General features: G+C 64.3%; 11 protein-coding genes. 5 read left to right on the forward strand and 6 right to left on the reverse strand.

Annotated elements, in window-relative coordinates; translation table 11 throughout:
* Nucleotides 1–54: 54 nt before the first annotated feature.
* The gene (gene zapE / locus AC13FW_RS04100; RefSeq protein ID WP_296247539.1) at nt 55–1,149 is read right to left on the reverse strand and encodes a cell division protein ZapE; all 1,095 of its coding nucleotides are present in this window, start codon (nt 1,147–1,149) and stop codon (nt 55–57) included.
* Between the two features lie 2 nt (nt 1,150–1,151).
* Nucleotides 1,152–1,823 (reverse strand): alpha/beta hydrolase, encoded by a 672-nt coding sequence (locus AC13FW_RS04105; protein ID WP_482988280.1) that lies wholly within the window; start codon nt 1,821–1,823, stop codon nt 1,152–1,154.
* Between the two features lie 62 nt (nt 1,824–1,885).
* Here AC13FW_RS04105 and AC13FW_RS04110 point away from each other — a divergent pair, with 62 nt between their 5' ends.
* Nucleotides 1,886–2,746 carry an EamA family transporter gene (locus AC13FW_RS04110; RefSeq protein WP_482988281.1) on the forward strand — a complete coding sequence of 287 codons (861 nt, stop codon included), beginning with the start codon at nt 1,886–1,888 and terminating at the stop codon, nt 2,744–2,746.
* A gap of 228 nt (nt 2,747–2,974) precedes the next feature.
* On the opposite strand, the gene AC13FW_RS04115 is transcribed toward AC13FW_RS04110, so the two are convergent.
* The 3 genes from AC13FW_RS04115 to AC13FW_RS04125 form a co-directional block, all read right to left on the reverse strand.
* Nucleotides 2,975–4,708: an ExeM/NucH family extracellular endonuclease gene (locus AC13FW_RS04115; RefSeq protein WP_482988282.1), complete on the reverse strand. Its 1,734-nt coding sequence runs from the start codon at nt 4,706–4,708 to the stop codon at nt 2,975–2,977.
* Nucleotides 4,709–4,816: 108 nt separating this feature from the next.
* Nucleotides 4,817–5,335, reverse strand: a complete 519-nt coding sequence (locus tag AC13FW_RS04120) for a c-type cytochrome (RefSeq protein ID WP_296247531.1) — start codon at nt 5,333–5,335, stop codon at nt 4,817–4,819.
* 136 nt (nt 5,336–5,471) lie between these two features.
* Entirely contained in the window at nt 5,472–6,089 is a 618-nt protein-coding gene (locus AC13FW_RS04125) for a TetR/AcrR family transcriptional regulator (RefSeq protein ID WP_296247529.1), read from the reverse strand.
* Nucleotides 6,090–6,233: 144 nt separating this feature from the next.
* Between AC13FW_RS04125 and AC13FW_RS04130 the strand changes: the two genes are divergently transcribed.
* The 3 genes from AC13FW_RS04130 to AC13FW_RS04140 all read left to right on the forward strand — a co-directional run bounded on the left by AC13FW_RS04130 (nt 6,234) and on the right by AC13FW_RS04140 (nt 11,562).
* Nucleotides 6,234–7,397, forward strand: a complete 1,164-nt coding sequence (locus AC13FW_RS04130; RefSeq protein ID WP_296247527.1) for an isovaleryl-CoA dehydrogenase — start codon at nt 6,234–6,236, stop codon at nt 7,395–7,397.
* Nucleotides 7,398–7,585: 188 nt separating this feature from the next.
* The gene (locus tag AC13FW_RS04135; RefSeq protein WP_482988283.1) at nt 7,586–9,196 is read left to right on the forward strand and encodes a carboxyl transferase domain-containing protein; all 1,611 of its coding nucleotides are present in this window, start codon (nt 7,586–7,588) and stop codon (nt 9,194–9,196) included.
* A 395-nt stretch (nt 9,197–9,591) separates the two neighbouring features.
* On the forward strand, nt 9,592–11,562 hold the full coding sequence (locus AC13FW_RS04140) for an acetyl/propionyl/methylcrotonyl-CoA carboxylase subunit alpha (protein ID WP_482988284.1): 1,971 nt from the start codon (nt 9,592–9,594) through the stop codon (nt 11,560–11,562).
* A gap of 14 nt (nt 11,563–11,576) precedes the next feature.
* Here the strand turns inward: AC13FW_RS04140 and AC13FW_RS04145 are convergent, their stop codons facing one another.
* Nucleotides 11,577–12,746 (reverse strand): putative peptide maturation dehydrogenase, encoded by a 1,170-nt coding sequence (locus AC13FW_RS04145; RefSeq protein WP_482988285.1) that lies wholly within the window; start codon nt 12,744–12,746, stop codon nt 11,577–11,579.
* A gap of 168 nt (nt 12,747–12,914) precedes the next feature.
* Between AC13FW_RS04145 and AC13FW_RS04150 the strand changes: the two genes are divergently transcribed.
* Entirely contained in the window at nt 12,915–13,223 is a 309-nt protein-coding gene (locus AC13FW_RS04150) for an NHLP-related RiPP peptide (RefSeq protein ID WP_482988286.1), read from the forward strand.
* Nucleotides 13,224–13,231: the final 8 nt, after the last annotated feature.

Genomic DNA, 13,231 nt, shown 5'->3' on the forward strand with positions numbered 1-13,231 from the left:
CGGCAGAGGTTTTGGCGGGAATGCCCCTTGCCGAGCATGGCTCGGCACTACGAGTCAGTTGCGGTGCGCGGTGCCCAGGTACTCGGCGCTCTGCATCTCGATCAGGCGGCTGGCGGTGCGCTCGAAGGCGCCGGCCAGGCGAGTGCCGCTGTACAGCAGCGGCGGCGCGTCCTGGGCAGTGCAGACCAGGTTGACCTGGCGGTCGTACAACTCATCGATCAGGTTGACGAAGCGGCGCGCGGCATCTTCGTTGAGGCGATCGAAGTGCGGTATGCCACCGAGCAGCACGGTGGTGAACTCGCGTGCGATCTCGATGTAGTCCGACGGCCCACGCGGGCCTTCGCACAAAGCTGCGAAATCAAACCAGGCAATGCTCTTGCCACGGCCACGCACCGGGATCTTGCGGCCCTCGATCTGGATATTGCCGCCGCGTGCTTCTTCGGCACCGCTCAGCTCTTTCCAGCGCCCGGCCAGCCACGCATCACTTTCCGCATCCAACGGCGCTCGGTATACCGGCGAGCGGGTCAGCGCGCGCATGCGGTAGTCCTCGGTGCCTTCGGCATACAGCTCGACGCAGTACTTCTCCAGCAAGGCAATCGCCGGCAGGAAACTGTCACGCTGCAGGCCGTTGAGATAGAGGTTCTCCACCGCCGTATTGGAGGTGGTCACCAGGGTCACGCCCTCGGCGAACAACCGCTCCAACAGGCGTCCCAGCAACATCGCATCGCCGATGTCGGTGACGAAGAACTCATCCAGCACCAGCACGCGCAGCTTGTCGCGCCACTGCTGGGCAATCTTCGCCAGCGGATCGCTTTGCCCCTGGTGCTCATGCAGCTGCTCGTGGATACCGCGCATGAAACGATGGAAGTGGGTGCGGTACTTCTGCTCGATCGGCAAGCCGTCATAGAACAGGTCAACCAGGAAGGTCTTGCCGCGACCCACGCCGCCCCAGAAGTACAACCCTTTTACCGGCTCGGGCTTCTTCCAGAACGCCGACAGCCGGTCCAGCCAGCCATCCTGCGCACTGTCGACAATGGCCAGATGGATGCGGTCCAGCTCGGCCAGCGCCGCATGCTGGGCGACATCGTCGCGCCAATCGCCGCGGGCCACGCCGGCGGCGTAGCGTTGTGAGGGGGTCATTGCATCCATGCTCAGTTGCTGCCGTCAGGCAGCCAGCGCCGCACTTCATGCTGGATGGCGCCGCGCAGGTCGATCAACTTGCGGTGGAAGAAATGCGAGGTGTCCGGCATGCGCACCAGCTGCGGCGGATTCGGCAGCGATTCCAGCCACTGGTACACGCCTTGTGCATCGACCACTTCGTCGGCATCGCCCTGCACTACCAGCCAGTTGGCCGGCGGCTGCACTTCGGAGAAGTCCCAGGTGCGGCGGCCAACCGGTGGTGCGATCGAGATCAAGGCCTGCGGTTGCAGCTGCGCGGCAGCGCGCAGCGACACATAGGCGCCAAAGCTGAAACCAGCCAGCCACAATGTGGCATCCGGACGCTCACTGCGCACCCAGTTGACCACCGCGCGCAGATCGTCGGCTTCGCCTTCACCATTGTCGTAGGTGCCAACCGAGGCGCCGACGCTGCGGAAGTTGAAACGCACGGTGGTGATGCCCAGGTCGCGCAGCGCGCGCGAGACCATGGTCACCACCTTGTTGTGCATGCTGCCGCCCTCGATGGACAGCGGGTGGCAGATGACGGCGATGATCGGACGCGCGGCGGACTCGCCATCGGGCAGGTCGACGCCGACTTCCAGCGGACCGGCCGGGCCGTCCAGCATCAGCGTCGCCGATTCGTGGGGGAATGGGAGAGTTTGCATGCGGCCATAATAGCGGCCCCGTCCGGCGGCTTCACGCCTGCCCTTCACAACTGCCCAAATCCATGCATTTCCTTGTCCTGAGTGTGATCTGCAGTGTTCTGGTATCGGTGCTGCTGAAACTGGCGCCACGCCGCGGCGTCGATATCGCCCAGGCGGTGACCTGGAACTATCTTGCCGCCAGCGTGCTGTCGCTGCTGTTGCTCAAACCTTCCTTGCAGTCGCTGCAGAGCGGGCATACGCCGTGGCTGGCGCTGCTTGGCCTTGCCGTGGCGCTGCCCGGCATCTTCCTTGTGCTGGCCCGCGCGGTGCGCGAGGCCGGCATCGTGCGCAGCGACGTGGCCCAGCGACTGTCCCTGCTGCTGTCATTGGCCGCCGCCTTCCTGCTGTTCGGCGAACAGGCCAATGGCTGGAAGCTGGCTGGGCTGGGGCTGGGCTTGCTGGCGATTGTCGGTGTGACCGCGCGCGATGGCGGCAGCACGGAGCGCTCGCGCTCCAGCTGGGGCTGGTTGCTCGGGGTATGGGCCGGCTTTGCCTTGATCGACATCCTGCTCAAGCAGGTTGCAGCGGCCGGTACGCCATCCATCGCGGCCCTGCTGGTGAGCTTCGGCATCGCCTTCGTGCTGATGCTTGCGTGGCAGCTGCAGCGGCATGTCAGCGGCAACAGCCGACTGACGCTGGGCAATCTAGGCTTTGGCCTGCTGCTCGGGCTGCTCAACTTCGGCAACATTCTGTTTTACGTGCGTGCGCACCAGGCGTTGCCGCACAGCCCGGCGACGATTTTCGCAGGCATGAATATTGGTGTGGTGTGCCTGGGTGCGCTGGTCGGCGTGCTGGTGTTCGGCGAGAAGACCGGCGTGTGGAACCGCGCAGGCCTGGCGCTGGCGGTGGTGGCGATAGCCTTGATTGCGCGCGGGACGCTTTGAGGGTTCTGTTGATCTGGAGCAACAGCAAAGGCACCCCTCCCCGGCCCTCCCCTTCGCTGCGCGAAAGGGAGGGAGAACAGCACCCCTCCCCAACCCTCCCCTTGCCTGCGGCAAAGGGAGGGAGAAAAACTGCCCCCTCCCTTTCGCGCAGCGAAGGGGAGGGTTGGGGAGGGGTGCTCCTAAGCTTCTAGCTTCTAGCTTCTAGCTTCTAGCTTCTAGCTCTCAGCCTTAGGGCTCAAACCCCAGCAACAACGGATCATGGTCCGAGCTGCGCCACGGCCCCGGCACGTTGCGGCCCTGGTAACCAACCTCGTCCGCTTCATCGGCATTGATATGCCACTCGGCTGCGCCCTTCAGCCGTGCGGCCATGCCCGGACTCAACAGCGCGTGGTCCAGGCGACCGGTCATGCCGTTGTAGACGTAGCTATAAGGCTGCTGCACACCGGCCACCTTGAACGCGTCCTGCCAGCCATCGGCGTTCAAGGTGCGGATCGGGTCTTCCATCGCATAGGCGTTGAAGTCGCCCAGCAGCACCGCATCGCGGCTGCCGCTACCGGTCGGATCTTCCTGCAACCAGTTGTGCAGCAACTTGGCCGATTCCACGCGGGTGGCGTTCCAGCAGCCCTGGCCGTCATTGCGATCAGCGTTATCGCCGCTCGCTTCCGAGCAGCCCTTGGACTTGAAGTGGTTGGCCACCACCACGAACGGCGTGCCCTTGCGGCCCATGCGGAACGCCTGCGCCAGCGGCACGCGGCTGCGTTCGCCAAACGGCTCGCGCTCCAGCACCGCCGGCTTGCCGACCGGGCTCACCTTTGACGCGCGGTAGATGATGCCGACGCGGATCGGGTTGTCGCCCGGGCCCTTGCCAGCATCGACGAAGCGCCAATCGCCATCCTTGCCCTGCGCGGCATTGAGCGCGCGCACCAACTGATCGATCGCCGAGCCCGGGCCGTAGCCGTCGTTCTCCAGTTCCATCAGTGCAGCAACGTCGGCATTGAGGCTGCCGATGGTGGTGATCAGCTTGGCCTGCTGCGCCGCCTGCTGTTCGGCGGTCTTGGCGCCACGCAGGGTCGGATAGCCGCCGCCCTTGCCGTCGCCGTTGAAGTAATTCTCCAGATTGAACGCAGCGATGCGCAGGCCGCCAGCCACCGTCGGTGGCTGCTGCGGGCGCTCGGCGTCCACCACGACCGGGGCGGTCAGCTGCAGGCGATAGCCGCCATCGAAACGCTGGTCGACGATGCCCTGTACCTCGCGCAGCTGCGCGCCGCTGCGCAGCAGCTGGTCCGGCGCCAGATACGGCACCGCGCCCGGATCGCGCTTGCCGCTGGCATCGTCCAGGCGCAGGCGACGGCGGTTGTTGTCGGCAATCACCGCGGCTTGTTCAGGGCTGCCGGCGGCGGCCACTTCGCTGGGCTGCCACAGGCGGCCGCCGAAGGCAGCGGTCAGTTCGCCATAGCGTGAGAGCTGGTCCTGGCCAGCCACGGTCAGGCCAGTCGGAATGCGCACCTGCATGCCTTCCAATGCTTCCCAGTTGGCGGGGACATCGGTCAACACCAGCGGCGCCGGTACGGGCCGCGCTGCGGCCGGGCTGATGGTCTGCGCCTGCAGCGTGGTCAGGCCCTGCTCGCTCTTGCCGGCAGCCTGCTCCTCGACGGTGCCGGTGATGCGCAGCCACTGACCGACCTGCACGGTCTGCTCCTTGGGCAGGCGCACGAACAAGCCATCGGAAGAGGCGGCATCACCATCACCTGCGTCCTGCACGAAGATGCCGCCCAGGCCATCGCGCATATCGGCGGTCACCGCGCCCTCGATGGTGACGGTCTTGCCCGCATACGGGCTGTGGTCGGTCGTGCCCTGCACGCTGCCGATCGGCAGTACGACGGGCTTGGACGGGGCAGCCAGCGCCGCGCCGGAACAGGCGGCAGCCAAGGCCAGGGCAAGCAAGCTAGGGGTACAACGCATGGACGCACTCCGGGGAAGACGGAAACACAAAGCGCCGCCCTGGTGGGGCGGCGCCGGCTATTCTGCAGCAATCGGGTCTATTGCCAGCTGCGTGAGTCTGGCGGCTTTCTATTTCAGATTGGCCAGCATCCAGTCCACGGTGGCGTGGATCTGCTCCTCGCTGAGCCCGGCATTGCCGCCCTTGGGCGGCATGATGCCGCCGTCCGGGCCGGTATAGCCCTCGATGGCGTGCTTGTAGAGGGTGTCCTTGCCCTGCGCCAAGCGTTTGTCCCAGTGGCTGTGGTCCAGGGTTGGCGCGTTGCCCACGCCGGTGGTGTGGCAGGCAGTGCACAGGCTGTCGAAGATGGTCTTGCCGTCCAGGGTGCCACCGTAGGCCCCGCTGGCGGCCGCAGCAGCTGCTGCCGCAGCGGCGGCTGCAGCCTGCGCCGACGCACCGGTAGCACCGGCGTACACCGCACCGATGGGTGCAATGCGTTGCTCGATGCGTTTGGTCGCGGTCGGCGACACTTCCTTGGGAATGACGTGCTGCAGGTAGGAGGCGAAGATGATCAAGCCAATCGTGATGACGGCCAGGATGGCGATCACGATGGAAAAGCGTTTCAGGAACTCAAGGTCGTAATTCCGCACGTCTCATCACCCCGGGCGAGTTGTCGGTGGACCAGCAGCTGCTGGGCGAGTATAGACCAGCGTCCGCCTGCTCCCGCAATGCCCATGAACACGCGCAAAAGTGCGGCAATGCAGCATCCCAAGGTGGTTACAGCACTCAGTGCGGCAGCGGCGCACCGGCTGCGCGCAGGCATAGCGCACTGATCGCAGCGACCAGATGTTCGCCATCGCGCAGGCCATCGCGGCTGGGCGCGGTCGGCCCGACCAGGGCTTCGGTGAAGGCACCAACGATGCAGGCCGCGCTGATTTCCAAGTCCTGCGCCGGCAGCTCGCCAGCGCGCACGCCGTCTTCAAGGATGCGCTTGAACACGTCACCGAACAGCCGCCGGCAACGGATGCGCTCGGCCTCCACTTCCGGGTCGACCGGCTCGGCGATGAAGGCATAGGCCAGGCCCGGACCGGCCATGGCGCGTCGCACGAACGAAGCCACCGCCAACTGCAGCCGCTGCGGCGCCGGCAAGGGCTCATCGGCGATGGCGGCGAGGATCTCCAGCTCGTGCTCCACGGCGAAGGTCAGCACCTCCACGAACAGCTCTGCCTTGGACGGGAAGTGCCGGTAGATCAGCCCGGTCGATACCCCCGCCTCGGCCGCCACCGCGGTGATCGGCGCATTGCGATAGCCGCCTGCGGCGACCAGCCGGCGGGCGGCAGCCAGGATCCGCTCGCGGTTGCCCGCCAGCCGTTTTTCCATCAATTCCGAGCGCTTGTAAGCCATTTGTTGATTCTATGTTCAATTTTTGAATTTGTATTCACTTTTTAGCCGGGAGCCGCTAGGCTGCGCGCAAACGCCCGTGCCGACGGCCTGCCCGTCCCCCCAACCCGGTGCGCCCCTTATCGCCAAGCAGTACCGGAGCCAGCCATGCACGTCCCCACCCTGAATTTTGATCTGGGCGAAGAAATCGACATGCTGCGCGAAAGCGTGGCGCAGTTTGCCGCCGCCCACATCGCGCCGCTGGCCGCCGAAGCAGACGCCAGCAACCACTTCCCCAACCAGCTCTGGCGCCAGCTTGGCGAACAGGGCCTGCTGGGCATGACCGTGGAAGAAGAATACGGCGGCAGCGGCATGGGCTACCTGGCGCATGTGGTGGCGATGGAGGAAATCTCGCGCGCTTCCGGCGGCATCGGCCTGTCCTATGGCGCGCATTCCAACCTGTGCCTCAACCAACTGCGCAAGAACGCCAGCGAAGCACAGAAGCACAAGTACCTGCCCAAGCTGTGCAGCGGCGAACACGTCGGTGCTTTGGCGATGAGCGAACCAGGCGCCGGCTCTGACGTGGTGTCGATGAAGCTGCGCGCCGAGCTGCGCGGTGATCACTACGTGCTCAACGGCAACAAGATGTGGATCACCAACGGTCCCGATGCCGATGTCCTGATCGTCTATGCCAAGACCGACCCGGACGCCGGCTCGCGCGGCATCACCGCCTTCATCATCGAAAAGGGCATGAAGGGCTTCTCCACCGCGCAGAAGCTGGACAAGCTGGGCATGCGTTCGTCCAACACCTGCGAGCTGGTGTTCCAGGACTGCGAAGTGCCGGTCGAGAACGTGCTGGGTGCGGTTGGTGGTGGCGTCAAGGTGTTGATGTCCGGCCTGGACTACGAGCGCGTGGTGTTGTCCGGCGGCCCGCTGGGTCTGATGTCGGCGGCGCTGGATGTGGTGCTGCCGTATGTGCATGAGCGCAAGCAGTTCGGCGAGGCGATCGGCACCTTCCAGCTGATCCAGGCCAAGCTGGCCGACATGTATGTCGGCCTCAATGCCTGCCGCGCCTATGTGTACGCAGTAGCCAAGGCCTGCGACCAGGGCCGCACCACGCGTCAGGATGCGGCCGGCGCGATTCTTTACTCGGCCGAGAAGGCGACCTGGGCGGCAGGTGAAGCGATCCAGATCCTCGGCGGCAATGGCTATATCAACGAGTACCCGGCCGGGCGCTTGTGGCGTGATGCCAAGTTGTATGAGATTGGTGCTGGTACTTCGGAAATCCGCCGCATGTTGATTGGGCGGGAGTTGTTCCAGAAGACCGCATGAATCCGCTTTAGCCCCTCTCCCTCCGGGAGAGGGGTTGGGGTGAGGGTCGGCGGCGAAGCCACTGCAGGAACAGATAGTTGCAGGCTGCGTGCCTACCCTCATCCGCCCCTTTCGGGGCATCCCCGCCTTCGCGGGGACAGGCTCTTCTCCCGAAGGGAGAAGGACGATAAAAATCCAGGACCTCGGCCATGACCGTACTCACCTCCCAGCTGCAACCCGGCAGTGACAGCTTCGAAGCCAACCGCGCCGCGATGCAGGCCCAGGTCGATGATCTGCGCGCCACACTTGAAGCCACCGCACGCGGCGGCAGCGATGCAGCCCGGGCCAAGCACAGTGCGCGCGGCAAGCTGCTGGTGCGCGAGCGTATCGATGCCCTGCTCGATCCCGGCAGCCCGTTCCTGGAGGTCGCGCCGCTGGCCGCCCACGGCATGTATGCCGATCCAGTGCCGGGCGCCGGCATGGTCGCCGGCATCGGCCGCGTCTCCGGGGTGGAATGCCTGATCGTCGCCAACGATGCCACGGTCAAGGGCGGCACCTATTACCCGGTGACGGTGAAGAAGCATCTGCGTGCGCAGGAAATCGCCCAGCAGAACCGTCTTCCCTGCATCTACCTGGTCGACTCCGGTGGCGCCTTCCTGCCGCTGCAGGATGAAGTCTTCCCCGACCGCGATCATTTCGGCCGCATCTTCTACAACCAGGCCAACCTGTCGGCACAGGGCATTCCGCAGATCGCCTGCGTGATGGGCAGCTGCACCGCCGGCGGCGCCTATGTGCCGGCGATGAGCGATGAAACCGTCATCGTCAAGGAACAGGGCACGATCTTCCTCGGCGGTCCGCCGCTGGTGAAGGCCGCAACCGGCGAAGTGGTCAGCGCCGAAGAACTCGGCGGTGCCGACGTGCATACGCGCATCTCCGGTGTTGCCGACCACATGGCCGACAACGACCTGCAGGCGCTGGCACGGGTGCGTTCCATCATCGCCAACTTGAACTGGCGCAAGCCCGATGCAGGCGTTGCGCTGCAGGCCAGCGAGGCACCGCTGCTTGATCCGCAAGAGCTTTATGGCGTGATTCCAGCCGATACACGCAAGCCCTACGACGTGCGCGAAGTGATCGCACGCATCGTCGATGGTTCGCGTTTCGATGAGTTCAAGCCGCGCTATGGCAACACCTTGGTCACCGGTTTCGCGCATGTGCATGGCCATCCGGTCGGCATCATCGCCAACAACGGCATCCTGTTCTCGGAGTCCGCGCTGAAGGGTGCGCACTTCATCGAGCTGTGTTGCCAGCGCAATATCCCGCTGCTGTTCCTGCAGAACATCACCGGCTTCATGGTCGGCCGCAAGTACGAGCACGGTGGTATTGCCAAGGACGGCGCGAAGCTCGTCATGGCGGTGGCCAATGCACGCGTGCCGAAGTACACAGTGGTGATCGGTGGTTCGTTCGGCGCCGGCAATTACGGCATGTGCGGGCGCGCGTATTCACCGCACTTCCTGTGGATGTGGCCGAACGCGCGGATCGGGGTGATGGGCGGCGAGCAGGCCGCCAGTGTGTTGGCCACGGTCAAGCGTGATGGTATCGAGGCCAAGGGTGGTGCGTGGTCGATCGAAGAGGAAGATGCGTTCAAGCAGCCGATCCGTGATCAGTTCGAGCAGCAGGGTCATCCGTATTACGCGAGTGCGCGTTTGTGGGATGACGGAGTTATTGATCCGGCGGATACGCGGCGGGTGCTTGGGCTGGCCTTGGCTGCCAGTCTCAATGCGCCGGCGCAGGACACGCGGTTTGGTGTGTTCCGGATGTGATGGCGCCATGCGCTTTTTTGATGAAATAGCGTTGAATCAAGAGCTTTCGCTCCCCTTCGGGGAGCGAGTTACTTCTCTTTGCTCGTGCAAAGAGAAGATAACCAAAAGAAGCGCCTGTTCAACAGCCGAATGGCTGGTCAAGCACGCCCTGCCTACGCGCCCAGCATGCTTCGCGTGCCGGGTGCACTCCACCGGCGGGATTTTTCGACACGACATCCCTGTCGTGGCGAAAAACGACGCGCATCCATGCACGTCGCCCTTCGGGTATTCCCCACCGGTTCCGTCGCTGCGGAAAGGGCCCGTTAGAGCAAAAGCAAGTTCAAGAGCAACAGCAACAACAACGGCGAAAGCCCTTGGCTCCTCCCCTGCCCGCGCGGCACATCGTGGATAAGACAATGTTCAACAAGATCCTGATCGCCAATCGTGGTGAAATCGCCTGCCGCGTTATTGCTACCTGCCGTCGACTGGGCATCGCTACCGTGGCGGTGTACTCGGATGCCGACCGCAATGCGCGGCATGTGCGGCTGGCTGACGAGGCTATCCATATTGGTGCTGCGCCGGCTGCCGAGAGCTATCTGCGCACCGAGGTCATTCTCGATGCTGCGCGGCGCAGCGGTGCACAGGCCATCCATCCGGGTTACGGCTTTCTCTCCGAGAACGCAGGCTTCGCGCGTGCCTGTCATGCTGCAGGGATCGTCTTCATCGGGCCACCGGCCAGTGCCATCGATGCGATGGGCGATAAGAGTTCGGCCAAGGCGTTGATGCAGACTGCCAACGTGCCGCTGACGCCGGGCTATCACGGTGAGCGGCAGGAGCCCGAATTCCTGCGCGCGCAGGCCGATGCGATTGGTTATCCAGTGCTGATCAAGGCCAGCGCCGGCGGTGGCGGCAAGGGCATGCGCAAGGTCGAGGCCAGTGCCGACTTCGAGGCCGCGTTGGCCAGCTGCCAGCGCGAGGCGCAGGCTTCGTTCAGCAATGCACATGTGCTGGTGGAGAAGTACGTCGAGCGCCCGCGCCATATCGAGATACAGGTGTTCGGCGACAGCCATGGCAACGTGGTCTATCTGTTCGAGCGTGACTGCTCGGTGCAACGCCGCCATCAGAAGGTGCTGGAGGAAGCGCCCGCGCCCGGCATGACCGCCGAACGCCGCGCCGCGATGGGCAAGGCGGCTACCGATGCCGCACGCGCAGTCGGTTACGTCGGTGCGGGCACGGTGGAGTTCATCGCCGGGCCGGATGGCGATTTCTATTTCATGGAAATGAACACCCGCTTGCAGGTCGAGCATCCTGTCACCGAGCTGATCACTGGCACCGACCTGGTCGAGTGGCAGCTACGTGTGGCCGCCGGCCAGCCGCTGCCGAAGACGCAGGAACAACTGCAGATCCACGGCCACGCCATCGAGGCACGGCTCTACGCCGAAGACGCCGACCGCGGCTTCCTGCCTTCCACCGGCACGCTGCGCCATCTGCGCCTGCCGCAACCCAGCGCCAATGTGCGCGTGGACGCAGGGGTCGAGCAAGGCGATGCAATCACCCCGTACTACGATCCGATGATCGCCAAGCTGATCGTCTGGGATGTGGACCGTGCCAGCGCCCTGCAGCGCATGCAGCAGGCCTTGGCGCAGTGCCAGGTCGTCGGTGTGACCACCAATGCCGCCTTCCTGCGCCGGCTGGTGCTGACCGACTCGTTCCGCACTGCCAATCTCGATACCGCACTGATCGAACGCGAGCGCGAGGCGCTGGATATCCACCACGTTGCTGCCAGTGACAATGATTGGGCATTGGCGGCTGTGCTTGCCGTAGCCAACGACACGCCGCACGGCAACGATGCATCACCGTGGGCAATCGCCGACAGCTGGCGGCTCACCGGCCCCGCAGCACGCTTGGTGACGCTGGAGCACCTGGAGCAGCGCAAGCAGCTGCAGGTGCGCGACAGCGCCAACGGCTGGCAGGTGCAGGTCGGCGACGCATCAATCAGCGTGACCGGGAAAACCGACAGCACTGGCTACGCCCTGCAGCTGGGTGAACGCCTGCAGCGCGGCCAGGCAATCCGCGAAGGCAACATGCTGTACGTCTTCGGCAGCGAACAGCAGCAGCGCTTCAACATCCACGACCCGGTCGCCGAAGCCGACAACAGCAACGACCATGGCGGCAGCCTGCTGGCACCGATGCCGGGCCGCGTTGTCACCCTGCTCGTGCAGCCCGGCACCAGTGTCAGCCGCGGCACGCCGCTGCTGGTGATGGAAGCGATGAAGATGGAACACACCCTGCAGGCGCCGGCCGACGGCACCGTGCATGGCTTCCGCGCCAAGGCCGGTGACCAGGTGGCCGATGGCGCGGTGCTGGTGGATTTCGAGGCGGGCTGATTGCCCGCCGCGTCTCAGCCAACCGACTCCCAGACCGCCTGTGCAGGATCGAACTCGGTGGTTTCCATCACCTCCGCACGCCATCCGAATCCGCAGATCGCCAAGGGGCTCTGCGCCATCGGATCGAATCCGAAGGTCTGTTCAATCTCTTTTTCGTTGATCGCCGCCGTTACAAAGGCACCGAGCCCCATCTCGGTTGCGCAGCCCAGCAGCAGCTGCGACAGGTGACCAACATCCAATGTCACCGCACGGTAGGCCTTCGCATGCCCCCTGTATTTCCAGTGCAGGCGATCAAAGCGCGGGGCCAGCACGATCATGACGTGTGCGTTTGCAAACCAGAACTGGCCCGCCACGAACCTTGCAGCGGCGCCTGGCTCCGGCGTCAACGCTCCAGGGATCAGCGTGAGCGCGTGCTCCATCGGGTGATAGTGATACAAGCCGGGCAACACCCCTTCAACGTTCTGGATGATGAGGTAGCTCTCGGTCGCATGCAGTCCGCCGGCTGATGGCGCGTTTCTTTTCAGGAAGATGCTTTCCTCGTCCAACCGATAGCTTCCGGTCGCAGCAAAGCAACGCCCCATCAGACGTGAGAAGACCGCCATCGACAGCGGTTTTGAAGTGTCAAAGTTACGGCAGGTGCAACGCATCTGCAGGCGTCGGTCCACCTCGTCCTCAGGCTGACGGGGCAGCATGATCATGGGCCCTTCCGGCGCAACCGTTGCCGGCGGGGGTGCACCAAAGCGCTGGCGCAACCCAGCTGCTGTCTGGATGCCTACCGAATCGATCGCAGCAACGCTGTTCCGGTCTTCCCATCGAGCCTGCCAGTGCAGCATAGCTGCTGGCCCCCACCAGCCCAGCTCGCGGATCCGCTCGTCCGACCGGATATGGCTGCCTTTGCCGCAGTCGCTGAACAGCAATCCTTTCCCAAGCAACTCGAGCTGCGGAGAGCTCAATGGCAGCGCTGTTTCCGTCCAGGTATCCGCATCAAACCCGCCCAGGACCTGAAGTGCCTCCGCGGACACCTCAACACCCTCCGGCAGATGCGGCGCCAGCGCCATCCAGCAGCCGCTCGAAACCAAGCCGGCACGGCCGGCAAGAACATCATCCAGGCTGAAGCGATCCACCCGCCTTGGCTCGATGAAAAGGTGTTTGCAACGGCGAAGGGAAATAACAGTGGAGGGCATGGGTATTTCTTGCAAAAAGAGAGCGCCCAGCGGGCGTCGGACCAAGCGGTGGTAATCCACCATCGTGAATACCGCTAAAGTTACCGTCTTTTATACCGCTATGTTGACCGAGAATCCTCAGCCACTGCCCGTGGCCTACTCCCCAAACAACTTTCTGGATTGAATGCCATGAGTAACGAAAAGAGTCTTCTCTCACAAGAAGACGCGGTTAAGCTTCTGGACCTCCTCAGCACCGATGATGCATTCCGTGAGTTGTTCGCAGCGAGCCCGTCCCAGGCGCTGCAGCAGATCAGCGCCTCAGCAGCTGCATCAAGCTGCACCTGCGAAACCAGCGGGCCGCTTGCGAGCAAGGCGGAATTCATGCGTTCGCGCGACGCCCTTCTTGCCCATCTGGCCGCCAACGCTGCCTTCTACATTCCTCATTGCTTCGTCTCGGGCCAGGTTGACAGCTCGCTGCAGCGCAAGCCGCAGATCTAAGCAATCAC

The organism is Stenotrophomonas sp. 21LCFQ19 (genome assembly GCF_056861425.1).

Bases quoted from the DNA above. Each gene is read 5' to 3' on its own strand.
- zapE (WP_296247539.1), bottom strand. From the start codon at position 1,149: ATGGATGCAATGACCCCCTCACAACGCTACGCCGCCGGCGTGGCCCGC.
- AC13FW_RS04105 (WP_482988280.1), bottom strand. From the start codon at position 1,823: ATGCAAACTCTCCCATTCCCCCACGAATCGGCGACGCTGATGCTGGAC.
- AC13FW_RS04110 (WP_482988281.1), top strand. From the start codon at position 1,886: ATGCATTTCCTTGTCCTGAGTGTGATCTGCAGTGTTCTGGTATCGGTG.
- AC13FW_RS04115 (WP_482988282.1), bottom strand. From the start codon at position 4,708: ATGCGTTGTACCCCTAGCTTGCTTGCCCTGGCCTTGGCTGCCGCCTGT.
- AC13FW_RS04125 (WP_296247529.1), bottom strand. From the start codon at position 6,089: ATGGCTTACAAGCGCTCGGAATTGATGGAAAAACGGCTGGCGGGCAAC.
- AC13FW_RS04130 (WP_296247527.1), top strand. From the start codon at position 6,234: ATGCACGTCCCCACCCTGAATTTTGATCTGGGCGAAGAAATCGACATG.
- AC13FW_RS04135 (WP_482988283.1), top strand. From the start codon at position 7,586: ATGACCGTACTCACCTCCCAGCTGCAACCCGGCAGTGACAGCTTCGAA.
- AC13FW_RS04140 (WP_482988284.1), top strand. From the start codon at position 9,592: ATGTTCAACAAGATCCTGATCGCCAATCGTGGTGAAATCGCCTGCCGC.
- AC13FW_RS04145 (WP_482988285.1), bottom strand. From the start codon at position 12,746: ATGCCCTCCACTGTTATTTCCCTTCGCCGTTGCAAACACCTTTTCATC.
- AC13FW_RS04150 (WP_482988286.1), top strand. From the start codon at position 12,915: ATGAGTAACGAAAAGAGTCTTCTCTCACAAGAAGACGCGGTTAAGCTT.